This window comes from Pseudomonas trivialis (assembly GCF_036864995.1).
Taxonomy (GTDB): Bacteria; Pseudomonadota; Gammaproteobacteria; order Pseudomonadales; family Pseudomonadaceae; genus Aquipseudomonas; species Aquipseudomonas trivialis.
The window spans coordinates 5,170,243-5,193,038 of the sequence record NZ_CP142151.1 but is presented as its reverse complement, the minus strand read 5'-3'; the positions used below and the strand labels follow the sequence as shown (position 1 = coordinate 5,193,038).

The 22,796-nt window shown below is 61.6% G+C and carries 23 protein-coding genes; 14 read left to right on the top strand and 9 right to left on the bottom strand.

Annotation, left to right across the window (positions count from 1 at the left end):
• Window positions 1-130: 130 nt before the first annotated feature.
• From VRB54_RS23090 to VRB54_RS23075, 4 genes are all read left to right on the top strand, one after another.
• Complete coding sequence (locus VRB54_RS23090) at window positions 131-1,225, top strand: polyamine ABC transporter substrate-binding protein (RefSeq protein WP_338478888.1); 1,095 nt, start codon at window positions 131-133, stop codon at window positions 1,223-1,225.
• 64 nt (window positions 1,226-1,289) lie between these two features.
• Window positions 1,290-2,432 (top strand): ABC transporter ATP-binding protein, encoded by a 1,143-nt coding sequence (locus tag VRB54_RS23085; RefSeq protein ID WP_105697208.1) that lies wholly within the window; start codon window positions 1,290-1,292, stop codon window positions 2,430-2,432.
• Window positions 2,429-3,349, top strand: a complete 921-nt coding sequence (locus VRB54_RS23080) for an ABC transporter permease subunit (protein WP_057006456.1) — start codon at window positions 2,429-2,431, stop codon at window positions 3,347-3,349. Before VRB54_RS23085 ends, VRB54_RS23080 begins: the two co-directional genes overlap by 4 nt.
• Entirely contained in the window at window positions 3,346-4,230 is an 885-nt protein-coding gene (locus VRB54_RS23075) for an ABC transporter permease subunit (protein WP_209986118.1), read from the top strand. Before VRB54_RS23080 ends, VRB54_RS23075 begins: the two co-directional genes overlap by 4 nt.
• Before the next feature lie 108 nt (window positions 4,231-4,338).
• On the opposite strand, the gene VRB54_RS23070 is transcribed toward VRB54_RS23075, so the two are convergent.
• Complete coding sequence (locus VRB54_RS23070) at window positions 4,339-4,980, bottom strand: HD domain-containing protein (protein ID WP_338478887.1); 642 nt, start codon at window positions 4,978-4,980, stop codon at window positions 4,339-4,341.
• A 237-nt stretch (window positions 4,981-5,217) separates the two neighbouring features.
• On the opposite strand from VRB54_RS23070, the gene VRB54_RS23065 reads away from it, so the two are divergent.
• Complete coding sequence (locus tag VRB54_RS23065) at window positions 5,218-6,183, top strand: GlxA family transcriptional regulator (RefSeq protein WP_338478886.1); 966 nt, start codon at window positions 5,218-5,220, stop codon at window positions 6,181-6,183.
• A 33-nt stretch (window positions 6,184-6,216) separates the two neighbouring features.
• Here the strand turns inward: VRB54_RS23065 and VRB54_RS23060 are convergent, their stop codons facing one another.
• Window positions 6,217-8,571, bottom strand: coding sequence for a penicillin acylase family protein (locus tag VRB54_RS23060; protein WP_338478885.1), 2,355 nt, complete (start codon window positions 8,569-8,571; stop codon window positions 6,217-6,219).
• Between the two features lie 149 nt (window positions 8,572-8,720).
• Here VRB54_RS23060 and VRB54_RS23055 point away from each other — a divergent pair, with 149 nt between their 5' ends.
• On the top strand, window positions 8,721-9,827 hold the full coding sequence (locus VRB54_RS23055) for a GNAT family N-acetyltransferase (protein WP_338478884.1): 1,107 nt from the start codon (window positions 8,721-8,723) through the stop codon (window positions 9,825-9,827).
• Window positions 9,824-10,702 (top strand): hypothetical protein, encoded by an 879-nt coding sequence (locus tag VRB54_RS23050; protein WP_338478883.1) that lies wholly within the window; start codon window positions 9,824-9,826, stop codon window positions 10,700-10,702. Before VRB54_RS23055 ends, VRB54_RS23050 begins: the two co-directional genes overlap by 4 nt.
• A 3-nt stretch (window positions 10,703-10,705) precedes the next feature.
• On the opposite strand, the gene VRB54_RS23045 is transcribed toward VRB54_RS23050, so the two are convergent.
• The 3 genes from VRB54_RS23045 to VRB54_RS23035 form a co-directional block, all read right to left on the bottom strand.
• Entirely contained in the window at window positions 10,706-11,116 is a 411-nt protein-coding gene (locus VRB54_RS23045) for a DMT family transporter (protein ID WP_209986087.1), read from the bottom strand.
• Window positions 11,116-11,472 carry an EamA family transporter gene (locus VRB54_RS23040; RefSeq protein WP_057006461.1) on the bottom strand — a complete coding sequence of 119 codons (357 nt, stop codon included), beginning with the start codon at window positions 11,470-11,472 and terminating at the stop codon, window positions 11,116-11,118. The genes VRB54_RS23045 and VRB54_RS23040 overlap by 1 nt, the downstream gene beginning before the upstream one ends.
• Before the next feature lie 99 nt (window positions 11,473-11,571).
• Entirely contained in the window at window positions 11,572-12,156 is a 585-nt protein-coding gene (locus tag VRB54_RS23035; protein WP_338478882.1) for a DUF6436 domain-containing protein, read from the bottom strand.
• Between the two features lie 99 nt (window positions 12,157-12,255).
• Here VRB54_RS23035 and VRB54_RS23030 point away from each other — a divergent pair, with 99 nt between their 5' ends.
• Window positions 12,256-13,191 (top strand): alpha/beta hydrolase, encoded by a 936-nt coding sequence (locus VRB54_RS23030; protein WP_338478881.1) that lies wholly within the window; start codon window positions 12,256-12,258, stop codon window positions 13,189-13,191.
• Window positions 13,192-13,235: 44 nt separating this feature from the next.
• Here the strand turns inward: VRB54_RS23030 and VRB54_RS23025 are convergent, their stop codons facing one another.
• The gene (locus VRB54_RS23025; RefSeq protein WP_057006462.1) at window positions 13,236-13,988 is read right to left on the bottom strand and encodes a DUF2059 domain-containing protein; all 753 of its coding nucleotides are present in this window, start codon (window positions 13,986-13,988) and stop codon (window positions 13,236-13,238) included.
• Window positions 13,989-14,119: 131 nt separating this feature from the next.
• Here VRB54_RS23025 and VRB54_RS23020 point away from each other — a divergent pair, with 131 nt between their 5' ends.
• Window positions 14,120-14,752: a 2OG-Fe(II) oxygenase gene (locus VRB54_RS23020; protein WP_338478880.1), complete on the top strand. Its 633-nt coding sequence runs from the start codon at window positions 14,120-14,122 to the stop codon at window positions 14,750-14,752.
• A 291-nt stretch (window positions 14,753-15,043) separates the two neighbouring features.
• Here VRB54_RS23020 and VRB54_RS23015 read toward each other — a convergent pair whose 3' ends face one another.
• Window positions 15,044-15,517, bottom strand: a complete 474-nt coding sequence (locus VRB54_RS23015; RefSeq protein WP_338478879.1) for a transporter substrate-binding domain-containing protein — start codon at window positions 15,515-15,517, stop codon at window positions 15,044-15,046.
• A gap of 130 nt (window positions 15,518-15,647) precedes the next feature.
• Between VRB54_RS23015 and VRB54_RS23010 the strand changes: the two genes are divergently transcribed.
• Complete coding sequence (locus tag VRB54_RS23010; RefSeq protein WP_057006465.1) at window positions 15,648-16,088, top strand: DUF4399 domain-containing protein; 441 nt, start codon at window positions 15,648-15,650, stop codon at window positions 16,086-16,088.
• Between the two features lie 65 nt (window positions 16,089-16,153).
• Here the strand turns inward: VRB54_RS23010 and serA are convergent, their stop codons facing one another.
• Window positions 16,154-17,383 carry a phosphoglycerate dehydrogenase gene (gene serA / locus VRB54_RS23005; protein WP_338478878.1) on the bottom strand — a complete coding sequence of 410 codons (1,230 nt, stop codon included), beginning with the start codon at window positions 17,381-17,383 and terminating at the stop codon, window positions 16,154-16,156.
• A 205-nt stretch (window positions 17,384-17,588) separates the two neighbouring features.
• Here serA and VRB54_RS23000 point away from each other — a divergent pair, with 205 nt between their 5' ends.
• The 4 genes from VRB54_RS23000 to VRB54_RS22985 all read left to right on the top strand — a co-directional run bounded on the left by VRB54_RS23000 (window position 17,589) and on the right by VRB54_RS22985 (window position 22,007).
• Window positions 17,589-18,983, top strand: coding sequence for an FAD-binding oxidoreductase (locus tag VRB54_RS23000; RefSeq protein ID WP_338478876.1), 1,395 nt, complete (start codon window positions 17,589-17,591; stop codon window positions 18,981-18,983).
• 22 nt (window positions 18,984-19,005) lie between these two features.
• Window positions 19,006-19,671, top strand: coding sequence for a fumarylacetoacetate hydrolase family protein (locus VRB54_RS22995; protein WP_057006468.1), 666 nt, complete (start codon window positions 19,006-19,008; stop codon window positions 19,669-19,671).
• Window positions 19,672-20,045: 374 nt separating this feature from the next.
• The gene (locus VRB54_RS22990) at window positions 20,046-20,972 is read left to right on the top strand and encodes an SdiA-regulated domain-containing protein (RefSeq protein ID WP_338478875.1); all 927 of its coding nucleotides are present in this window, start codon (window positions 20,046-20,048) and stop codon (window positions 20,970-20,972) included.
• Between the two features lie 120 nt (window positions 20,973-21,092).
• On the top strand, window positions 21,093-22,007 hold the full coding sequence (locus tag VRB54_RS22985) for an SdiA-regulated domain-containing protein (protein WP_338478874.1): 915 nt from the start codon (window positions 21,093-21,095) through the stop codon (window positions 22,005-22,007).
• Window positions 22,008-22,064: 57 nt separating this feature from the next.
• On the opposite strand, the gene rpiA is transcribed toward VRB54_RS22985, so the two are convergent.
• Window positions 22,065-22,736, bottom strand: a complete 672-nt coding sequence (rpiA, locus tag VRB54_RS22980) for a ribose-5-phosphate isomerase RpiA (protein WP_209986049.1) — start codon at window positions 22,734-22,736, stop codon at window positions 22,065-22,067.
• Window positions 22,737-22,796: the final 60 nt, after the last annotated feature.

The window sequence follows — 22,796 nt, the reverse complement described above, 5'->3', positions numbered from 1 at the left end:
CACAAACGCCCTCCCGCACATCAATTAAATGAAAGAAAGTTTTGCCGGATCGGTTTATCGAAGGTAAGTTGCGCGCCGGTTTTGTTGCCGGGCAACAACTTCAGGGCCAACTATTGAAGAGGACCTCCACTTGCCAATTTCTTTATTTCGCAAAGCCTTGCTGGTGGGTGCAGGTATCACGCTGGCTGTCAGCGTGCAGGCTGCACCGACTGTGCATATTTATAACTGGTCGGACTACATCGGCCCTGACACCCTGGCCAACTTCGAAAAGGCCACCGGCATCAAGCCCGTGTACGACGTGTTTGATTCCAACGAAACCCTGGAAGGCAAGCTGCTGACCGGGCGCACCGGCTACGACGTGGTGGTGCCGTCCAACCACTTTCTCGGCAAGCAGATCAAGGCCGGGGCGTTTCAGAAGCTCGACAAGTCATTGCTGACTAACTATTCCAACCTTGACCCGGCGTTGCTCAAGCGTCTGGAAAAGAACGATCCGGGTAACCAGTATTCTGTGCCGTACCTGTGGGGCACCAACGGCATCGGCTACAACGTCGATAAAGTGAAAGAGGTGCTGGGCGTCGACCATATCGACTCCTGGGCGGTGCTGTTCGAACCGGAAAACATGAAGAAGCTCGCCAGCTGCGGCGTGTCGTTCATGGACTCAGCCGATGAGATGCTGCCGGCGGTGCTCAATTACATGGGCCTGGATCCCAACAGCACCAACCCGGCCGACTACAAGAAGGCCGAAGAGAAGCTGCTCAAAGTGCGGCCCTACGTGACCTACTTTCATTCCTCCAAATACATCTCGGACCTGGCCAACGGCAATATCTGCGTGGCGGCCGGTTTCTCCGGCGATGTGTTCCAGGCCAAGGCCCGTGCGGCCGAGGCAGGCAAGGGCGTGAACATCGCCTACGCGATTCCCAAGGAAGGCGGCAACCTGTGGTTCGACGTGCTGGCGATTCCCAAGGACGCCACCAACGTCAAGGAAGCCCACGCCTTCATCAACTATTTGCTGCAACCTGAGGTGATCGCCCAGGTCAGTGATTACGTCGGTTACGCCAACCCTAACCCGGGGTCGGACACACTGATGGAGCAATCGATACGCACCGACGCAGCGGTTTACCCACCGCAGGCGGTTCTCGACCGGACATTCGTCAACTTCGAGCTACCCCCGAAGGTGCAACGCTTGATGACCCGTAGCTGGACCAAGGTCAAGACGGGCAAGTAGCGCTCAAACTATCCAGGGTTCGCCCGCATTGGGCGAACTGCACTCTTTTTTGGGAGTTTCGTAAATGGCTGTTGCCTCCGGCGCCTACAAGAAAGCCCTCGAGGGCGACCAGACACCGAAGAAGGTGCTGGTCAAAATCGACCGGGTCACGAAGAAGTTCGACGAGACGATTGCCGTGGACGATGTGTCCCTGGAAATCAAAAAAGGCGAGATCTTTGCCCTGCTCGGCGGTTCGGGATCGGGCAAGTCCACCCTGCTGCGCATGCTCGCAGGTTTCGAGCGCCCGACCGAAGGCCGCATCTACCTCGACGGTGTGGACATCACCGACATGCCGCCCTACGAGCGGCCGATCAACATGATGTTCCAGTCCTACGCGCTGTTCCCGCACATGACCGTGGCGCAGAACATCGCCTTCGGCCTGCAACAGGACAAGATCCCCAAAGCCGAAGTCGACGCCCGCGTGGCCGAGATGCTCAAGCTGGTGCAGATGAGCCAGTACGCCAAGCGCAAGCCGCACCAGTTGTCCGGCGGTCAGCGCCAGCGCGTGGCCCTGGCCCGTTCCCTGGCCAAGCGCCCGAAACTGCTGCTGCTCGATGAGCCGATGGGCGCGCTGGACAAGAAACTGCGCTCGCAGATGCAGCTCGAGCTGGTGGAGATCATCGAGCGCGTCGGCGTGACCTGCGTGATGGTCACCCACGACCAGGAAGAGGCCATGACCATGGCCGAGCGCATCGCGATCATGCACCTTGGCTGGATCGCGCAGATCGGCAGCCCGATCGATATCTACGAGACGCCGACCAGCCGTCTGGTGTGCGAATTCATCGGTAACGTCAACATCTTCGAAACCCAGGTGGTGGACGACGCCGAAGGTCACGCGGTGCTCAAGTGCCCGGACCTGGACCGCGACATCTACGTGGGCTACGGCATCGCCACTTCGGTGGAAGACAAGTCGGTGACCTACGCCATCCGCCCGGAAAAACTGTTGGTCACCTCAGAGATGCCGACCTGCGAACACAACTGGTCCAGCGGCAAGGTGCACGACATCGCCTACCTGGGGGGGCACTCGGTGTTCTACGTGGAGCTGCCGAGCGGCAAACTGGTGCAGTCCTTCGTCGCCAACGCCGAGCGCCGTGGCCAGCGTCCTACCTGGGGTGATCAGGTGTACGTGTGGTGGGAAGACGACAGCGGCGTGGTACTGCGCTCATGAACACAAAAAAACTCAAGCGGCGCTTGAACCGCCTCGTCCCCAGTGGCAAGCAGGTGGTCATCGGGATTCCGTTCCTGTGGCTGTTCCTGTTTTTCGCACTGCCGTTTTTCATCGTGTTGAAAATCAGCTTTGCCGAAGCCGATGTGGCGATCCCGCCGTACACCGAGATCTACACCTACGTTGAGCAGAAGCTGCAAGTGGTGCTGAACCTGGCCAACTACAGCTTGCTGGCGGGGGATGAGCTGTACATTGCCGCTTACCTCGGCTCGCTGAAAATGGCGTTTTTCAGCACGCTGCTGTGCCTGTTGGTCGGTTACCCGATGGCCTACGCCATCGCCACCGCGCGCAAAGAGATGCAGACCGTGCTGGTGCTGCTGATCATGATGCCGACCTGGACCGCGATCCTGATCCGCGTGTATGCGTGGATGGGCATCCTCAGCAACAACGGTCTGCTCAATGGCTTCCTGATGTCCATGGGGCTGATCAGCGAGCCGCTGCAGATCCTCAACACCAACATTGCGGTGTATATCGGCGTGGTCTATTCGTACCTGCCGTTCATGATCCTGCCGCTGTACGCCAACCTGGTTAAGCACGATCAGAGCCTGCTGGAAGCCGCATCCGATCTGGGTTCGAGCACCTTCAACAGCTTCTGGAAAATCACCGTGCCGCTGTCCAAGAACGGCATCATTGCCGGTTGCATGCTGGTGTTTATCCCGGTGGTAGGCGAGTTCGTGATCCCCGAACTGCTCGGCGGCCCGGAAACCCTGATGATCGGTAAAGTGCTGTGGCAGGAATTCTTCAATAACCGTGACTGGCCGGTGGCGTCCGCCCTGGCGGTGGTGATGCTGGCGATCCTGATCGTGCCGATCATCCTGTTCAACCGCAGCCAGGCCAAAGAGCTGGAGGGCAAGATATGAAGCGCTTTCGTTTCTCCAGCTTCATGCTGGTCGCAGGCTTGTTGTTCATCTACTTGCCGATGCTGATCCTGGTGATCTACTCGTTCAACGAATCCAAGCTGGTGACGGTGTGGGGCGGTTGGTCGATCAAGTGGTACGTGGGCCTGCTGGACAACACACAGTTGATGGGCTCGGTGGCGCGCTCGCTGGAAATCGCCTGCTACACGGCGGTGGCGGCAGTGGCGCTGGGTACGCTGGCGGCCTTCGTGCTGACGCGCATCAGCCAGTTCAAGGGCCGCACGCTGTTCGGCGGCCTGGTGACCGCGCCGCTGGTGATGCCCGAAGTGATCACCGGTCTGTCGCTGTTGCTGCTGTTCGTGGCGATGGCGCAACTGATCGGCTGGCCTCAGGAGCGTGGCATCGTCACCATCTGGATCGCCCACACCACCTTCTGTGCGGCGTACGTGGCGGTGGTGGTGTCGGCGCGCCTGCGTGAGCTGGACCTGTCGATTGAAGAAGCGGCGATGGACCTGGGCGCACGGCCGTGGAAGGTGTTCTTCCTGATCACCATCCCGATGATCGCGCCGTCGCTGGCGGCGGGCGGCATGATGTCGTTTGCGCTGTCGCTGGACGACCTGGTGTTGGCCAGCTTCGTGTCGGGACCGGGTTCGACCACTTTGCCGATGGAAGTGTTCTCGGCGGTACGCCTGGGGGTCAAACCCGAGATCAACGCCGTGGCGAGTCTGATTCTGTTGGCGGTGTCGCTGGTGACGTTTCTGGTGTGGTTCTTCAGCCGGCGTGCCGAAGAGCATCGCAAGAAGGCGATCCAGCAAGCCATCGAAGAAGCGGCGGCGGATGGCTGGCAACAGCCGGACAAGCGTCGCGCGCCGGCTCCGATTTAAAGTGTGGGGGGCTTGCTCCCGAGAGCAGGGTGTCAGTCAATTGAAGTGAGACTGACCCACTGCTATCGGGAGCAAGCCCCTCTCACCTTTAATTGCATTTCAAGTTGATTACGCTGCCCACGGCGACGTGCGAATCACCTGCACAAAATTCGTCGGCTTGAACCCCGGCAGCTGGTCCAGCAGAACATCGGTCTTTACGTTGCCAAACGTGGTCTGCGGACGATGGCGCAAGCCGTCGGCAAATGCGCAGATGATGCACTCCTTGAACCCCTCACCGCGTGGATGCGCATGCACCACAGCCTCGCGCTGCGCGCTGCTGAACGCGGCGTAGTCCATGCCCAGCACGTCCATTTCCACACCGGCGGTTACCAGCGCCACCGTGGGACGCAGATGCTGCGGCACCCCCGGGGTTGTGTGCAGGGCGATGGACAGCCATACCTGCTCGATATCGTCATCGCTCAGCCCGTAAGGCTTGAGAAACTTCGCCGCCGCATTGGCGCCGTCCACTTCGAAGCGCTCGTCGTCGCTGCGATGGCCTTCCATCAAGCCCAGGTCATGGAGCATCGCGCCGACGTAGAGCAACTCAGGGTTGTACACCAACTGCTTGCGTTCACCGCTCAATGCGCCAAACAGGAACACCCGGCGCGAGTGGTGGTAGAGCAGGTCGGACTCGATGTCGCGGATGTAGTCGGTAGCGGCCCTGGCCAGGGCGCTGTCGGGGATCTTGATGCCGGCGATGGTCGTGGTCATGGTTGTTCTCCTGTGGGAAGCCCCCAGTCTGGTCGCGCACCTGCCGGGCGGCCATCGCGGCGAGGGTGCGATTGCGGCCAATATGCCGACACATCGTGCCAGGGGTGTACTCGGTCGAATGGGGGCGGTGGCTTGCCTGATAGCATCCCCTCGATATACCTGATACACCGAGGTGTCTGCATCGCAGGCAAGTCAGCTCCTACAGGGTGTCGGGCCCGCCCCATATAAGGTGTCGTCATGCATAGAACCGTCGCCATCCTGATCTTCCCTGGCGTCCAGTCGCTGGACGTGAGCGGACCCATGGATGTGTTCTGCGAGGCGAACCGATTCCTGGCGCCCGAGGACCATTACCAACTGGAAGTGATCGGTGTGGGTCACGGCATGATGGCCGCTTCCAATGGGTTGTCGCTGCAAGCCCACAAGCACTACAGCGAAGCTCTGCAAACCTGTGACCTGCTGCTGGTCGCCGGCGGCCCGCAGTTGCCCTTCGAGGACTTCGGCGCGCAGTTCTATGATTGGCTGCGCGGCGCAGCGGCCTGCTCGCAGCGCTTCGGGTCGATCTGCAACGGCGCGTTCATGCTCGCGCGTGCCGGTTTGCTGGGCGGGAAAACCGTGACAACGCATTGGAACGATGCCGCTGACCTGGCGCGTCTGTGCCCCTCGACGCGGGTAGAGGCCGACCGTCTTTACGTGCAGGACGGCAACCTCTACACCTCGGCCGGTGTGACGGCGGGTATCGATTTGTCGTTGTACCTGCTGGCCCAGGATCACGGGCCGGAGGTGGCCTTGAGCGTGGCCAAGCGCCTGGTGGTGTTCACCCAGCGTTCGGGCGGGCAGTCGCAGTTCAGCCCATTTCTCACACCCCATGCCGACACCTCCTCGGCGGTGGCTCGGGTGCAGTTGTATGTGTTGGCCAATTTAACCGGGGATTTGACCATCGCCGATCTGGCCAGGGCGGCCAGCATGAGTGCGCGCAATTTCTCCCGGGTGTTCGCCCGTGAAGCGCACATCACTCCGGCGGAGTTCGTCGAGCGTGCACGCGTGGACGCCGCGCGGGTGATGCTCGAAAGCACCCGCGCGCCGCTCAAGACGGTGGCTTATCAATGCGGCTTTCGCGATGCACAGCACATGCGCAGCGTGTTCAGCCGCCGGCTGGGGGTGACGCCGCAGCGGTTCAGGCTCAACTTCGCCGCACCGGTTTGAGGCACCGGTTTGGGAGTACCCCTCGACCAATGCCTATCGCGCTGGCAGCAGCTTGAGCGTGCCGCGCGTGTTGGCGGTGACTTCCTCGTCGGTGAAGTGCGCCTGTTCGTAACCGCCCTCAATGTAGGTTTGTGCCTGGTCGCTGTAATGCGCGTCGAACGGCACGCCGCTTTGCCCGACCGGGTTGATGGTGAGGGCGTGGGCGGCGTCGGCGAAGTCGATCAGGCGTCGGGTGGAGGGGCCGTAGGTGACGGGCCAGGGCGCCGGGCCGATATTGGCTGACTGGTTGTTCGGTACTTCGTGGGTGCCGGGCGCGGCGAACGGGCCGACGTTGACGATCTGGTCCAGCGGCTTTTGCGAGCCCAGCGGATGCCCGTGGGTCAGGGTGTGCGCCTTGCCCCATTGCCACTGCGTCGGGTCGTCGCCGAACGTAGCCTTGAGATGGCTCAGGCTGTTGTCCCACGCGCGCTTGACGGTGTCGGCGCGCTTGCCGTCCCACCAGGGCGAGTCCGCGGACGCAGCCAGGCGCGGCAGCGCGGCGTCGATCACGCGGGTGCTGAGCAGGGTCTTGAAGAGTGCGTCGCCGAGTTTGGGGTGGAAAGCCGCCTCGGCCAGGTTGAACAGGAACTGGTTGAACAGCGTGGCACTGGTGGAATCGAGCGGGTAATCGCCTTTCCACGCCGCCAGTTGCTCCACCAGTTGCAACTGGGCCGGGTCCTTGACCACCTCGCGCAGCACCGGCAACAACGGCGCCAGCAGGCGCGGGCCGAACGCCGTGGTGGTGCCCAGTTGCAGAGCCTGGCTGTTGGTGACGTTCCACTTCACGCTGTTGTCGCTCAACTGCGCATTCAACTGCTGGCCACGGTCGGGCAGGTTGTAATAACCGGGGATTTCCATGCCGCTGGGCGATACCGGCTGGGCATTGGCGGACACCACGTAACCCCGCGCCGGGTTCTCTTCCTGCGGGTTGGCGCTGAACGGGTAGAAGCCCAATTTGTCGCCTTCCGGTGTGCTGCCGTCGAGGATCATCCCGGCATTCACGCCCGGCGGCCGAATCGGCAATTGTGCCGCCGCCCACCAGCCGATGTCGCCCTTGGCATTGGCCCACACGATGTTCAGGCCCGGTGCCGACACTTTGGAAGACGCCGCGCGCGCCTTGGCCAGGGTGTCGGCGCGGTTGAGTTCGTAGAAGCCTTCGAGGCTACGGTTGTCGGAGTCGAGAAACGCCCACCACATGGCAATCGGCGTCGTGCCGCTGTTATCGCCGAGCACACTGTTGATGATCGGGCCGTGGGGCGAGCGGCGCAGGGTGAGGGTGACCGGCTCCTGGCCCTTGACCGTAATCTGTTGCTCGCTGCTGGTCATGTCGACCCATTGGCCGTGGTACCAGACCTGGTTTGGGTTGTCCGGGTTGGTCTTCTCGGCGATCAGGTCGAGGTCATCGTTCTGGAACATGGTCAGGCTCCAGCCGAAGTCCAGGTTGTGCCCCAGAAACGCCATCGGCGACAGCGCGTTGTGGTAGCCATACAGCTCAAAGCCCGGCGCCGATAGCTGCGCCTCGTACCACACCGACGGCACCGAAAAACGAATATGCGGATCGCCCGCCAGCAACGGCTTGCCGCTCTGGGTGCGGCTGCCACTGATGGCCCAGGCGTTGCTACCTTCAAACTGCGGCAAACCATTGTCGGCCAGGGCCTGGTCGCTCAGTTGGGCGAGGGCGCCGAGGTGTTGCCAGTCGCTGTCTGCCAGGTTCAGGGCGCCCCTGGGTTGCCAGTCGAGGTCGAAGACCTTCAGGTAGTCGCTGCCCAACCGGTCGTGGATATAGGTCAGCAACGGCTCGGTACGAAACGCGGCGGCAAAGCTGTAGGCCATGTACCCGGCAACGCTGACGCTGTCCTCGGCGGTGAACGGCCGCTTGGCAATGCCCAGCACGTCGAACTCCATGGGGCTGGGGTGGCCGGCCTGATACTGGTTGATGCCGTCGAGGTAGGCTTGCAGGGCTTTCCAGGTCGCGGACTCGTGGTCCATGTGCGCCACGTAGTCAGCGGCGCGCTCGCGAATGCGCAGGCTGCGAAACAGCTTGTCGGTCTCCAGCAGTTTGGGCCCCAGCACCTCGGCCAGTTCGCCACGGGCCAGGCGCCGCATCATCTCCATCTGGAACAGCCGGTCCTGGGCCTGCACATAGCCGAGGGCGCGATACAGATCGGCCTCGTTGCCCGCGCGAATGTGCGGCACGCCACGCTCGTCATAGCGCACCGTGACCGAGCCTTGCAGGTTGGCCAGCGTCTGCGTGCCCTGACGGGTCGGTTGTTTGCTGTAGACATAGCCGCCAACGCCGGCCATGACGGCGACGATCAGCAGGGCAAGCACGATCAGGCTGCGTTTCATGGACGGTCCTTGGTCAGTCGCCTTCAAAGGTCATCGAAGTCTAATGGGTTTGGCGATGAAATGCCGATTGCCGCCTCGACAGCCGAGGTTCAAGTGGCCCGCACCCCGCTGGGGCACTATGGCGCGGGATACTTTCGAGCTTTTTTGCCATGACCTGCGCCCTGCAACCGTTGCCCGCCCCGCTGCGTCCCGAGGTTGCCTATACCGGCTGCCTGGAAGCGCCCTCGCTGATTGCAGGTTTTTTGCGGCACCCGCCGGTGGGTTTTGACGCGCAGGTTTCCCATCAGGGCCTGCCATATTTCTTCACCCCCTTCGACCTGCTGACCACCGCCGACGACACCTTCGTGGAACGTGTGCGCGGCTGGCCAGGCTACGGGCTCTGGCATGCCTGGCTGCGGATCGACAGCTGCTTTGTGGGCACCACCGTCAGCGAATATGCGCCGTTCCCCCAGGGCGTGTCGCCCCAGGACCTTGCCCAGTGGCTGCAACATGAATGCGCGCCGCAGCGTGCGCTCACCATCGTCAAGGACGTGCCGTGCCAATCGCCGCTGCTGAGCGAGGCCGACAACCACTACGCGCAAGCCCTGATCGATGACTGCACTCGTCGCGGCTTCATCAGCCTGGAAGGCCAGGCGCTGGCGTATGTGCCGATCAACTTCAGCAGCGTCGACGACTACCTCGCGCGCCTTTCCCACAGCCGTCGCCGCAATATCCGGCGCAAACTGCGCAGCCGTGAGGCGCTGCACATCGAAGTGCTGCAGACCGGCGACGCGCGCTTCAACGACGACGCCTGGCTGGCGTGCCTCTACGGGCTGTACCGCGCGGTATACGACCAGAGCGAGATCCATTTTGACCTGCTCACCCCGGCGTTCTTTACCGAACTGCTGCGCGACGCCCACAGCCATGGACGCGTGTTCTGTTACTGGCACTGCGACGAACTGGTCGGCTACAACCTGTGCTACGTGCAGGACGGCAAGCTGCTCGACAAGTACATCGGCCTCAACTACCCGCTGGCGCTGGACTTCAACCTGTATGTGGTCAGCTGGTTCGTGAACCTGGAATACGCCATTGCCCAGGGCCTGGATTTTTACGTGGCGGGCTGGACCGACCCTGAGGTCAAGGCCAGCCTCGGCGCCAGCTTCACCTTCACCCGGCATCTGGTGTGGGTGCGCAACCCGCTGCTGCGCAGGCTGGGCAACCGCTGGCGTCATCACTTTGAAAGCGACACCCAATGGCATCAGGAGCACACGTCATGAAGGCCCTGGCACCGCTGATCCTCGATTTTGACGGGGCCGTGAGTGACATTCCCGACGCGGTGTACCTGCCGTTGCAGGCCTGGCAGGAAACCATCCGCTTCGGCTGCCGCTGGAAGCAATTCCACGCGCTGGAAAAAGCCCTCGATACGCGAATGCCCGACGAGCATGGCTGTGTGTTCACCGGCAGCGGCGACTATCACCACCTCAGTCATCTGCTGCTCAAGCGCCTGCCCACGCAGCAGAAATTCCAGCTGATCATCTGCGACAACCACCCTGACAACATGCGCTACCCGTTCGGCATCCACTGCGGTTCATGGGTGTACTGGGCCAGCCGTCTGCCGCAGGTCGAGCATGTGCATGTGCTGGGTATCGGCTCGCAGGACATTGGCCTGGGCCACGCCTGGGAAAATCACTGGTCGCCGCTGCTCAAGGGCAAGCTGACCTACTGGAACGTCAACGTCGATACGCGCTGGATGAATTGGGTGGGCTGTAGACGCGGCAATCGCGCCTTCAGCCATGCCGATGCGCTGATGAGCGCGTTTCTGGCGCAGTTTGATCGAGCGCTGCCGGTGTACCTGTCCATCGACAAGGACGTGCTGAGCCCGGACGTGGTGAACACCAATTGGGATCAGGGTGAGTTTCTGGAACATCACCTGGCGGCATTGATCGAGGCCTGTCAGGGTCGGATTATCGGTGCCGATATTACTGGCGACGTGTCCGAATACCATTATCAGGGTGCGTTCAAGCGTTGGTTGAGTGCGTCGGACGGCCAGGTGGCGCTACCGCCGGATCAGGTGCAGATCTGGCAGCAGCAACAGAACGCGCTGAATGCGCGACTGGTCAGGCAGATTCATCAAGGTTGGGCTGCGAGGTAACCCTCAGGAGGGCGAGGTTTCCAGCGCCGTCTCGCCGGTCTTGGCCTCGGGGCTTTCCTGGCGCGCCAGACACAGAATGCCCGCCACGATCAGCAGGCCGCCGATGACCTTGGGAAGGGTCAGCGTGTCGTTGAAAAGCCACACTGACACCAGCGTCACGCTGATCAGCTCCAGGTAGGACGCCGCGAACGCCGGGCCGATGGGCGCGTGTTTCATCAAGGTCATCCAGGTGAAGAACGCACCGATATAGCCAACAAACGCGCCGTAGATCCAGGGGTGACCAAACACGCGGACCAGCCAGGCCACATCCATCGCCAGGGGTTCGGCGTGGATCGAGGCGTACTTGAAACTGACCTGGGCCAGGGTGTCGAAAAAGATCAGCGAGAGAAAACCAAGGATATAAAAACGTTTCATCAGCCGAACCCCACAACGACAGTGCCCAGGGCGATCAGCAGGATGCCGATCAAGCGCCATTTGGTCAGGCTTTCTTTGAACCACAGGCGGCCGGCAATCATGATCACCACGATATTGAACGAGCCGAGCATCACCGCCACCGACAACGGCACCAGCGACAGAAAGGCCAGCCACAGCACGAACTCGATCACGTAGAGGCCGATGCCGATCCAGAACCAGTGGCGCGCCAGCATGTGGCGCCAGTGGGCCATGCCGGAAAATTCCGCACTGTTGGTGGCGGCGGCCTTGAAGGCCAGTTGGCCGGACGTATCAACGATGACGTTGAGGATCCAGAGGATGAAAGTCAGTTGGCTCATGGGGTCTGTGCGGTGGTCTGGGAGCGGCCAACATACCGCAGCCGGCCGCCGTGGTTTTCGAAGTTCGCTGGCGCAACAGCCTACGTTCAGGTTGCCTGTTCAGGGCGCAACACTGGCCGAACTCCACGAGCAATAGCAGCCCACCGCGAGGGTGTGGGTGGCGTTGACTTCACGCCCGCCCTCCAGCGCCTGCAGGATCGGTTCGATAAAACTGTTACCGGCGTTGCACGTGAGCCCTTCGCTGTACGGCCCGAAGTAGGCGAGCTTGCCGCTGTGGTCCCAGATACCCACGGCCGGGCTGGCCGGTATCTGCTCGGCGCCGGGCAGCGCATCGAGGGCTTTGAGCGCCAGCAGGTTGGCGGGCAACTGGCCGTGGCTGCCGGGCTTTTGCACGGCATAGAACTCGACGCCTTTGGGCGCGTAGTGGTCGATCAGGTCGCCCAGGTGCTGCTGGTTGCCGACCGTGCACGGGCAGACCGGGTCCCAGAAGTGCACCAGGCGAATCGGGCCGGGGCCGGCAAGTTCGGCGGGCAGGCGCAGCGCATCGCCAGAGAATACCGCCGTGTGTGCGCTGAAGGCGCGCAGGTAGCGGCCCTGAAACCAGGCATACGCCGCCCACAGCACGCCGGTGCAGAGGACCAGCAACAGGCCGGCGAACAGGGCGGAACGGTAGGGCTGTCGCATTCGGATCGATCCTCAAAGGGCGCGTAGCTTGCCATGCCTGCCTCGACAGATGAATATCGCAGCTCGATCTTCATCTTCACCGTGAGTCTGGAATCCTTTATGCCTGTCACCTTTGACCCCGATCATCTGCGCGCGAGTCTGCGCCCGCTGGTGGATGCGCAACCGCTGTCAGCCGAGGCGCGAGTGTACCAGCGCTTCTACGGGCTCGACTTGCCTTCGCGCAAGGTGGTGAGCCGTCTGGGGCGCTTCGAGGTGGACGGGTTCGAGGTGGTGGCGCAGGTATGGTGGCCGCCGGTGCCGGTGGCGACGATGTTTCTGTTTCATGGCTTCTATGACCACATGGGGCTGTATCGGCATGTGGTGGACTGGGCGCTGGAACAGGGTTTTGTAGTAATCGCCTGCGATCTGCCCGGGCACGGTCTGTCCAGCGGCACGCGCGCCAGCATCGATGATTTCGCGGTGTATCAGCACGTGGTGCATGGGTTGTTCGAGCAGGCCCAGGCGTTGCACTTGCCGCAGCCCTGGCACCTGTTCGGGCAAAGCACCGGCGGCGCGGTGGTGGTGGACCACTTGCTCAGCCACGGCGCCGACAGTCCGGCCCAGGGCAAGGTCCTGCTGCTGTCCCCGTTGGTGCGCCCGCGCGCCTGGGGCTGGTCGCAGCTCAGCTATTACCTGCTGCGGCCATTCGTCAAAGGCATCGCGCGGCGGTTCAGCGAAAACACCCACGACCCCGAATTCAAACCGTTTCTTGAAGCCGATCCGCTGCAACCCCGGCAATTGCCTACCGCCTGGGTGGGGGCGCTGGTGCAATGGATCAAGCGCATCGAAGCGGCGCCGCGCAGCGCAAGGCGGGTAGTGATTGTGCAGGGCCAGGAAGACATGACGGTAGACTGGCAGCACAACCTGCAGGTGCTGCGCAGCAAGTTCGAACAACCCGAGGTGCTGATGTTGCCCAGGGGCAGGCATCACCTGGCCAATGAGATTGCGCCGATTCGCGAAGAATACTTCCGTTATTTGACTGACCACCTGAAGTAATCCGGGTCGCAATGTGGGAGGGGGTTTGCACCCTCCCACATTTTCTACGGTGCCAGGCTTGAAGTGCTTTGGCCCACCGCCAGTCCTGCCCGGATCGCCGCCAGCGCCGCCTGGTAATACGCCTTGCCCTGCGGCGACTCTGCAAAGGTCGCGAATTCCTCCAGCTCCGGGTCGGACAAATCCCGATAGACGTACAGCAAGGTGTTGTTCAGGTCCTTATCGATCTGCTGCATCAGCCGTTCGCGTTGCCCGTTCAACATGCCCTGGGCCTGACCGCCGCCGAGCAAGCCGGGGATCATCTGGCTCAGGCTGTCGGCCGCCACGCCGGCAATCGCCAGGCTGACTTCCGCGCCGGCTTCACGGGCGGGCAACGCCTGGGCCAGGTGACCGATGATCAGGCTGCGGGTGGCGTCGGCCTGGATTTTCGGCAGGCCCTGGGCGTTTTTCGCCAGTTGGTCGCGGCGCGTGGCGAGCAACTCGGCGGCGACGATCTTGCGGCCCAGCGGCGACTGGAAAAAACTCAGCGCCGGTTGCGGGTCGGCCAGGTGCTTGCGCAATTGCGCCTCGGCCCGCTGGTCCATGGCCTGGGCGGCGAAGCGTTTGTTGCTGTTGTCCACCAGCGCCTGATACACCGCCGGCGGCAGGCTGTTGCGATAGCGCTGCTGGGCGGCGCTGAGGGCGTCATTGAAATGCGCACGTTGTTCAGCCCAGCCGGCGACCTTGTACAACTGGTCATGGCCGTCTGCCCAGGCGGGCAACACGCAGAACATCAGCAAGGAAAAAAACAAACGACGCATAAGGACTCCTGTCAGTCGGCCACTATTGTCCGTGTCGGGCGTAGGATTTGTCGAGAAGTCCTATCAGTCACCTGACTAAAGTGTGTTCAGTCGCTCGACGGCGCTGTCGAATTCCCAGGCGTATGGATACTATGCGCGCCATGCAAATACCCCTCGATCACCCCTTGCTGCAACGCATTGTCGACGACCTGGCCGAAAAAGGCTGGTCGCAGCAGCACGCCTTCCTGCCCGAGGTTCTGACCCTGGAGTTGGCGGCTGAGTGCCGTAAACGTGCGGCCGAAGGTGAACTGGCGCCGGCGGCCGTGGGGCGCGGCCCGGCGCAGGAGATTCGCGAGGGGATTCGCGGTGACCATATCCAGTGGCTGGAGGAGGGCGACGCCGCCGTCTGCGACACTTACATGGCCGTGATGGACAGCCTGCGCCTGGCCATGAACCGTGGCCTGTTCCTGGGCCTGGAAGATTTCGAAAGCCATTTTGCGATGTACCCACCCGGCGCGTTTTATCTCAGGCATGTGGACCGTTTTCGCGACGATGATCGGCGCATGGTATCGGCCGTTATCTACCTGAATGACGTCTGGCTGCCCGAGCACGGCGGCCAGTTGCGCATGTACCTCAAGGGCGGCACCGAACACGATGTGATGCCCACCGGCGGCAGCCTGGTAGTGTTCCTGTCGGGCGAAGTGCCCCACGAAGTGTTGCCCGCCACGCGCGAGCGGCTGTCGCTCACGGGCTGGTTTCGCCGGCGGGGCAATGAGCCTTTCTAAGCATTGAATCGGCGGGACTCAGCACTTATCAAAAAATAATGTGCTGATTCAAAACCTGAAACTTCAGGTAACCACATCTTTGTATCTTTGTGGCGAGCGGGCTTGTTGTGGCGAGCGGGCTTGCCCCGCGTTGGGGTGCGAAGCAGCCCCAAAACCATGCGCAGTGCAGTGTCAGGCACACCGCGTTTTCCTTGATTGGGGGCGCTTCGCACCCCAACGCGGGGCAAGCCCGCTCGCCACAACAAGCCCGCTCGCCACAGAGGCTCCAGCGCCTTGCATATTCACCGTGTGTTACTCAGGCTTTAACCATTTCTGCCACATCGCCTTCAACCGGCCATCGGCCTTCACTCGATGCAACGCGTTGTCCAGGCTCACCTTGAACGCCGGGTTGCCCTTCTGAAACGGAATCGCCAGCTCGGGTTTCTCGCTGTACGCCTCGCTGAAATCGAAACGATCCTCAAGCTCGGCAGTCATAGCGATATGGTTGATGGCCACGTCGTACTTGCCGGTTTCCACGCCCGACAGCATGTCGGCGTCATCGGTGGTGATGAACGAGGGGCGCAGGTCCATCTCCTTGGCCAGTTGTTCGCCCAGCTCCACTTCAAAACCGGTGAGCTTGTCGCCGTCCTTGAAGTTGTAAGGCGGCGTATTGGCTTGCAGGACGATGCGCAGTTCGCCGCGATCGTTGATATCGTCGATCAACTCGGCGTGAGCCAAGGGGCTCAAGAGGGGTAGCAACAGTAACAGGTCAGGCGAGAAGCGCATGGTCACTCCTAGATTCGAATGTGCGAGGCGCCGATCAGCATCGCTTTGTCAGGGTGTCGAGTGCCTTGGACAGCAATATGTCGCGAAGTTGTCCTGAACCTACAGATTTCATACAAAACTGGAGAAGCGAATGAAAGCCCTTATGTCTCGTACCGCCCTGGCCAGCCTGCTGCTGGGTGCATCGATGTTGGCTGGCGCCGCTGACGGCATCCCGCGCAGCGCTCCACCTGAGGGTGCCAAGGTGTTTATCGTCTCGCCCAAGGACGGCGCCACCGTCGACAAGACCTTCACCGTCAAGTTCGGCATGGAAGGCTTGAAGCTGGCCCCGGCCACCGAGCAGGCCGCCGGCACCGGCCACCATCATCTGCTGATCGACCAGAAGGAACTGCCGGACGCCAAGCTGCCGATCCCGGCCACCGACACCGTGATCCATTACGGCAAGGCCCAGACCGAAACCGAACTGACCCTCACCCCGGGCAAGCACACCTTGCAACTGGTGGCGGGCGACAAGCTGCACATGCAGTTCAACCCGACCGTGGTGTCCAAGGTCATCACCGTTAACGTCAAGTAAGCGTTGTTCGGCTAAAAAAATGGGAGACCCCTGCGGGTCTCCCATTTTTTGTACGGCGTGAAACGTCAGAACAATACGCGGCTGCGGATAGTGCCGGAGATGTGCTGCAGCTTCTCCTGCGCCAGGTCCGAGTACTCGGCATCGACGTCGATCACCACGTAGCCGACCTTCTCGTTGGTCTGCAGGAACTGACCGGAGATGTTGATGCCGTTTTCCGCAAACACTTTGTTGATCTCCATCATCACACCCGGAATGTTCTGGTGGATGTGCAGCAGGCGGTGCTTGCCAGGGTGAGCCGGCAGGGCCACTTCCGGGAAGTTCACCGACGACACCGAGGTACCGTTGTCGCTGTACTTGACCAGCTTCTCGGCCACTTCCAGACCGATGTTGGCCTGGGCTTCAGCGGTGGAACCGCCGATGTGCGGGGTCAGGATCACGTTGTCCAGGCCACGCAGCGGGCTTTCGAAGACGTCGTCGTTGGAGCGCGGCTCCACCGGGAACACGTCGATGGCGGCGCCGATCAGGTGCTTGTCCTTGATCGCGTCGGCCAGGACGTCCAGCTTGACCACGGTGCCGCGCGCGGCGTTGATCAGGATCCCGCCTTTCTTGATCGCGCGGATTTCCTTCTCGCCCATCATCCACTGGGTCTCGGACGTTTCCGGTACGTGCAGGGTGACGATATCGGACATGCCCAGCAGCTCGTTCAGGCTCGACACCTGAGTGGCGTTGCCCAATGGCAGCTTGGTCAGGGTGTCGTAGAAGAACACCTGCATGCCCAGGCCTTCGGCCAGCACCGACAGCTGCGTACCAATCGAGCCGTAGCCGATGATGCCCAGCTTTTTGCCACGGATCTCGAAGGAGTTGGCCGCGCTCTTGATCCAGCCGCCACGGTGACAGGAAGCGTTCTTCTCGGGGATACCGCGCAACAGCAGGATGGCCTCGGCCAGCACCAGCTCCGCAACGGAACGAGTGTTGGAATACGGCGCGTTGAACACCGCGATGCCGCGCTCGCGCGCAGCGTTCAGGTCAACCTGGTTGGTGCCGATGCAGAAACAGCCGACCGCCACGAGTTTCTTGGCGTGATCGAAGATTTCTTCGGTCAGCTGAGTGCGGGAGCGAATGCCGATAAAGTGCGCATCGGCGATCTTTTCCTTCAGTTGGGCTTCCGGCAGAGAACTGGTGATGTACTCAATGCTGGTGTACCCGGCGGCCTTCAGGACGTCGACGGCCGATGGGTGGACGCCTTCCAGAAGAAGGAACTTGATCTTGCTCTTATCGAGAGAAGTCTTGCTCATCTGCGTAAACCTGTATCCCGGAGAAAAATGGCAGGGAATCGGATCGCTTAAGCTGACCCGGACGGCAGGAAAGCCGTCACCGCAGAAACGCCCTTTGGGTCTGTCCTGCGGGGGCGGTATGCTAGCATACGCACCCCGCTAAACACCTATTCCTGCGACGTGAAGCGTTCTCAGGATGACCATGAATTGTTCGAGAGTTCTGTCGATGACCCAGGTTGCCCTGATTGATGAGCTGAAGACCCTGGTTGAGCCTGGCAAGGTGCTGACCGATGCCGACTCCCTGGAAACCTACGGCAAGGACTGGACCAAGCATTTCGCACCGGCGCCCACCGCCATCGTCTTCCCCAAGACCATCGAACAGGTGCAGGCCATCGTTCGTTGGGCCAATGAGCGCAAGGTTGCGCTGGTGCCGTCCGGCGGGCGTACCGGGCTGTCGGCGGCGGCGGTGGCGGCCAATGGCGAGGTGGTGGTGTCGTTCGACTACATGAACCAGATTCTCGACGTGAACCTCACCGACCGCACCGCCGTCTGCCAGCCGGGCGTGGTCACCAAGCAGTTGCAGAACGTCGCCGAGGAAAACGGCCTGTATTACCCGGTGGACTTCGCCTCGTCCGGTTCCAGCCAGATTGGCGGCAACATCGGCACCAATGCCGGCGGAATCAAGGTGATTCGCTACGGCATGACCCGCAACTGGGTGGCCGGCATGAAGGTTGTCACCGGCAAGGGCGATGTGCTGGAACTGAACCGCGACCTGATCAAGAACGCCACCGGCTATGACATGCGTCAGCTGTTTATCGGCGCCGAAGGTACCCTGGGGTTTGTGGTGGAGGCCACCATGCGCCTGGACCGAGCGCCGAAAAACCTCACGGCCATGGTGCTCGGCACCACCGACTTCGACTCAATCATGCCGGTATTGCACGCGTTCCAGGGCAAGCTGGACCTGACCGCCTTCGAGTTCTTTTCCGACAAGGCCCTGGCCAAGGTCATGGGCCGTGGCGATGTGCCCGCGCCGTTCGAGACCGATTGCCCGTTCTACGCGTTGCTGGAATTCGAAGCCACCACCGAAGACGTCGCCAACCATGCGCTGGAAACCTTCGAGCACTGCGTGGAGCAGGGCTGGGTGCTGGACGGCGTGATGAGCCAGAGCGACACCCAGCTGCACAACCTTTGGAAACTGCGCGAATACATCTCCGAGACCATTTCCCACTGGACGCCGTACAAGAACGACATCTCGGTGACCGTCTCCAAGGTCCCGGCCTTCCTCAAGGAAATCGATGCGATCGTTGGCGAGCACTACCCCGACTTCGAAATCGTCTGGTTCGGCCACATCGGCGACGGCAACCTGCACCTGAACATCCTCAAGCCGGAAAACCTGAGCAAGGATGAGTTCTTCGCCAAGTGCGCCACCGTGAACAAGTGGGTGTTCGAAACCGTGCAGAAATACAACGGCTCGATCTCCGCCGAACACGGTGTGGGCATGACCAAGCGCGATTACCTGACCTACAGCCGCTCACCGGTTGAAATCGAATACATGAAGGCCGTGAAAGCGGTATTCGACCCGAACGGGATCATGAACCCCGGCAAGATCTTCGCTGTTTAAACGCACCTGAAGGAGTCGTTCCATGAGCTACCAGCACAAGTATATCGACGGCACCAATATCCACTTCCCGTTGGGCAAAGTGGTGTGCATCGGGCGTAACTACGCCGAACATGCCAAGGAACTGAACAACCCGGTGCCCACCGAACCGCTGCTGTTCATCAAACCGGGCAGTTGCGTGGTCGGGCTGGAGGGCGGTTTCGCCATCCCCACCGAGCGTGGCTCGGTGCACTACGAGGCGGAAATCGCGGTGCTGATCGGCAAGCCCCTGTCGAACAACCCTAACCGTGAAGAAGTGCTGGACGCCATCTCCGGCTTCGCCCCGGCCCTGGACCTGACGCTTCGCGACAAGCAGGCCGAACTCAAATCCCAGGGTTTGCCCTGGGAAATCGCCAAGTCGTTCGACGGCGCGGCGGTGATTGCCCCCTTCGTGGTGAGCAGCACGTACCCGGACGTCACCGACATAGGCATCCGCCTGACCATCAACGGCGAAGTGCGCCAGGACGGCAACAGCGCGCTGATGCTCAACCCGATCATCCCGATGATCCAGCACATGGCCGGCTGCTTCTCGCTGCAGGCTGGCGACGTCATCCTCACCGGCACTCCCGCTGGCGTGGGCCCGCTGAATGTGGGCGATGAACTGGTGCTGGAACTGGCGGGCGGCACCCGCTTCGAAAGCGTCGTTCGCTAAAAGGACGCGGTCAAAACCTGTGGGAGGCTCCGCACATCTTCGACTCAGCGCCGTCGCGCCGCAAACTGGAGCCTCTGTGGCAAGCGGGTCCGTTGTGGCAAGCGGGCTTGCTGTGGCGAGCGGGCTTGCCCCGCGTTGGGGTGCGAAGCGCCCCCAATCAAGAAAAGCGCGGTACACCTGACACTGCTCAGCGCATGGTTTTGGGGCTGCTGCGCAGCCCAACGCGGGGCAAGCCCGCTCGCCACAGAGTGTTGCGGCGTGCACTCCCGTCTTTGCATTTTTTTCACACGCCGTCTGCATAATCCCCGCTTCTAACGCGCAGCCCTTCGCATCCTGTGCTATTCCCTACCGCTGACTTTCCGGAAAAGCGACCCATGGCCGTGCCTCTGCCTACCTCCAAATCCACGCTTCGCCCCCGCCGTTTCATGCGCTGGTATTCCTGGGTATTCCTGGCCGCTGCGGTTCTGTATGGCGTGGCCTGGGCCATGCATTGGGACGACCGGGGCGTGCTGTGGGTGCTCGAACGCTTCGAATCCCCGGCAGAACGCCAGCAAAGCATCTGGCTGCCGGACTATCACGCGGTGATCGACGCCAAATTGCTGCCCGGGATGGAAGGGGATGAGGCGTCGGACGTCTCCTACAATCCGCAAAGCAAAACGCTGTTTTCGGTGATGGGCAAGAACCCGTTTCTGGTCGAGCTGAGCCTGCAAGGCGACGTGCTGCGCAAGATGCCGCTCAATGGCTGGAACAACCCGGAAGCCGTGACGGTGATGGAAAACGGCCTGATCGCCGTGGTCGATGAGCGTCAGCACAGCCTTACCATCGTCAGGATCGATGCCGGTACCACTGCGCTGAACAAAGCCGACTTCCCCAGTTATGACCTCGGCCCGTCCAAGGACCAGAACAAGGCCTTTGAAGCCGTCGCCTGGGACCCGCGCAACCAGCAACTGGTGCTCGGCGAAGAGCGCCCGCCTGCGCTGTTCACCTGGAAAAGCGATGGCAGCCAGACCCTGGTCGGCGCCAAGCAGAAGCTGAGCAGCAACGAACTGGATGTACGCAACCTGTCGGCCCTGGCGGTCGACCCACGTACCGGCCACCTGCTGGTGCTGTCAGCCGACTCGCACCTGCTGCTCGAGCTGGACGAGCATGGCAAGCAAGTCAGCTTCATGACCCTGCTCGGTGGTTTCAACGGCCTGAAGAACACCATTCCCCGTGCCGAAGGGGTGACCATGGATGACGAGGGCAACCTCTATATGGTCAGTGAGCCCAACCTGTTCTACCGCTTCGAAAAGCATAAATAACCGGCGGATTGCGTCGGTTTGATCCCTGTAAACGGCATTCGCCAGACAGCCGGGCGCGTTTAAGTTTAAATTCAGGCGACCTTGATATCTATTCGCCAGTTTTTTTCCGAGCCCGCCCCGATGCGTCGACTTGCCCGTCCCAAACCTGCTTTTCTCATCCTGTTGTTGATCGCGCTGGTGGCCGGCGTGGTCGTCGCCCAGCAGTTTCGCCTGTTCGAGCGGGCCTGGTTCAACTGGCAAGTGTGGCGCCAGCCGACCGACCAGCGCTCCATCGGCCTGAACGATTACCAGGTCACCCTCGAAGCGCAGAAAATCGAGGGTCTGGACGACGATGTCTCGGCGCTCACCTACGACCCGGTGCGCAAAAGCCTGTTTACTGTGACCAACAAAAACGCCGAACTGATCGAGCTGTCCCTGGACGGCAGGATCCTGCGGCGCATTGCGCTGGTGGGGTTTGGCGATGCCGAGGCGGTGGAGTTCATCAGCGACAACATCTACGTGATCAGCGACGAGCGCCAGCAACGGCTGATCAAAGTGCATGTGGACGATGACACGCAATTTCTCGACGCGGCCGACGCCGAGCAAATGACCCTGGGCGTGCACATGGGCAGCAACAAGGGCTTTGAAGGCCTGGCCTACGACTCGGTGGGCAAGCGCCTGTTCGTCGCCAAGGAGCGCGACCCGATGCTGATCTACGAGGTTCACGGGTTTCCCCATTTCAAAGCGGAAAAAACCTACTCGGTGCACGTGATCAATAACCCCAAGCGCGATGCCGGGCTGTTCGTGCGCGACCTGTCGAGCCTGCAGTACGACGAGCGCAGCGGCCATTTGCTGGCGCTGTCGGATGAGTCGTTTCTGGTGTTGGAGCTGGATATCGACGGTCGCCCATTGAGCACCTTGTCGCTGCTCAATGGACGCCATGGATTGAAGAAGCGCGTGCCACAGGCCGAAGGGATCGCCATGGATGACCAGGGCAGCCTGTACCTGGTGAGCGAGCCGAACCTGTTTTATGTGTTCAAGAAACCGGACGCTTGAACCGCTGAAGATCCAATGTGGGAGGGAGCAAGCCCCCTCCCACATTTAGCGACTGTGTCAGGCTTTGAGGGTTTTCACGCCTTCAGGGGTACCCAGCAACAACACATCCGCCGGGCGAGCAGCGAACAGGCCGTTGGTGACCACGCCGACAATTGCATTGATCTGCGTTTCCAGCGCCACCGGATCAGTGATCTGCATATTGAACACGTCAATGATGATGTTGCCGTTGTCGGTCAGCACGCCTTCGCGGTACACCGGGTCGCCGCCCAACTTCACCAGCTCGCGGGCCACGTGGCTGCGGGCCATGGGGATCACCTCCACCGGCAGCGGGAAAGCGCCGAGCACCGGCACCAGCTTGCTGGCATCGGCGATGCAGATAAAGGTTTTGGCCACGGCCGCGACGATCTTCTCGCGGGTCAGGGCTGCGCCGCCGCCCTTGATCAGGTTCAGGTGCTCGTCGCTCTCATCGGCGCCGTCGATGTAGAACTCCAGGTCGCTAACGGTGTTGAGCTCGTACACAGGAATGCCATGGCCCTTGAGGCGCGCGGCGGTGGCTTCGGAGCTGGCCACGGCGCCGTCGAACGCGCCCTTGTGCAGGGCCAGCGCATCAATAAAGCAGTTGGCGGTGGAGCCGGTGCCGACACCGACGACGCTTTTGTCGTCGAGTCTGGGAAGGATTAAATCGACGGCGGCCTGGGCCACTGCCTGTTTGAGTTGATCCTGGGTCATGCGGGCTCCGGAACGGGCGGGGAGTTATCGAGGGCGGCGAGTATAACCCAACAAAACCTC